The sequence below is a fragment of the Microbacterium testaceum genome, assembly GCF_001476285.1.
GTDB classification, from domain to species: domain Bacteria; phylum Actinomycetota; class Actinomycetes; order Actinomycetales; family Microbacteriaceae; genus Microbacterium; species Microbacterium testaceum_B.
Map to the genome: position 1 here is coordinate 1 of NZ_LDRU01000141.1, position 1,582 is coordinate 1,582.

Sequence of the window (1,582 nt, forward strand, 5' to 3'; positions counted from 1 at the left end):
CCCACGACGGACGCAACAGATCGCTCTCTCGTCAGGCCATCATGACTTCCTCATCCCCCACCGCCCCCGCGTCGTCCGCTCCCGCCAATCCGCGCTCCCGTGTCATCACCGCGAGCCTCATCGGCACGACGATCGAGTTCTACGACTTCTACGCGTACGCCACCGCCGCGGTCCTCGTCTTCCCCGTCCTCTTCTTCCCGACCGGCAACGACACGACCTCTCTGCTGCTGTCGTTCAGCGTCTTCGGCGCCGCCATGGTCGCCCGACCTCTCGGCGCGATCGTGTTCGGCCACTTCGGCGACCGGTTCGGCCGCAAGGCCACGCTCGTGGCATCCCTTCTCACGATGGGTGTCGCGACCTTCCTCATCGGCTGCCTGCCGACCTTCAACGAGATCGGTGTCTGGGCGGCGATCCTGCTGCTGATCATGCGTCTCGCGCAGGGCTTCGCCCTCGGCGGCGAGTGGTCGGGCGCGGCCCTCGTGGCCACTGAGAACGCCCCGAAGGGCAAGCGGGCCTGGTACGGCACGTTCCCGCAGCTGGGCGCGCCGATCGGCTTCATCATCGCCAACGGCATCTTCCTCATCATCAACTTCGCCCTGCCCCACCCCGACGGCACGGCCCAGCGTTCGGCGGAGTTCCTCGCCTGGGGTTGGCGTGTGCCGTTCCTGTTCTCGGCCGTCATGGTGATCGTCGGCCTCTGGGTGCGACTCAAGCTCGTCGAAAGCGAGTCGTTCGCCAAGGCCGAGAAGACCGGCGTGATCAAGAAGTTCCCGCTCGGCGAGGCGATCCGTCGTAACTGGAAGCAGCTGATCCTCGGCACGTTCATCATGCTGGCGACGTACGTGCTGTTCTACCTCATGACGAGCTTCACGCTCTCGTACGGCACGAAGCCGACGGAGGCCGGCGCCGCCGCGGCCGCGGAGAAGGCGGGAACGCCCTTCGACCCGGCCACGTACGTCCCCGGTCTGGGCTTCGGCTACACCGACTTCGTCATCATGCAGATCATCGGCGTCGTCTTCTTCGGCATCTTCACGATGCTGTCGGGACCGGTGGCCGACCGTCTGGGGCGCAAGCGCCTGCTGATCGGGGTGACGATCGCGATCATCGTGTTCGGTCTCACGTTCTCGTTCTTCCTCACGCCGCAGACCGACGCGGGCTTCACGCGCGTCCTCGTCCAGGCCTTCCTCATCATCGGCTTCCTGCTCATGGGGACGACGTTCGGGCCGATGGGCGCCGTGCTGCCCGAGCTGTTCCCGACCAACGTGCGCTACACCGGCTCGGCGATCTCGTACAACGTGTCGTCGATCCTCGGGGCGGCCCTCGCGCCGATCGTCGCGGTGGCACTGTGGGCGGCCGGCGACGGCAACCCGTGGCTCGTCGGCGTCTACCTGTCGGCGATGGGCGTGCTGACCCTCATCGCGGTGGTGCTCTCCCCCGAGACGAAGGACGTCGACTACGACGAGAACATCGCCGCCGGAGCGATCGCGCCGTAAACGCCTGATCGCAGGACATCGGATGCCACGGGGCCTGTGCCTCGTGGCATCCGTCGTTTTACGGGGCGGGGTGACGGGCGGTGGGGTGG

At 66.9% G+C, this 1,582-nt stretch carries 1 protein-coding gene; it reads left to right on the forward strand.

All coding sequences use genetic code 11. From position 1 onward, the window contains the following. The first annotated feature begins 41 nt into the window (after nt 1-41). Nucleotides 42-1,493, forward strand: coding sequence for an MFS transporter (locus NS283_RS17920; protein WP_058598200.1), 1,452 nt, complete (start codon nt 42-44; stop codon nt 1,491-1,493). Nucleotides 1,494-1,582: the final 89 nt, after the last annotated feature.

Excerpts from the sequence above, each read along its gene's own strand:
- NS283_RS17920 (WP_058598200.1), top strand. The coding sequence starts at position 42 with ATGACTTCCTCATCCCCCACCGCCCCCGCGTCGTCCGCTCCCGCCAAT.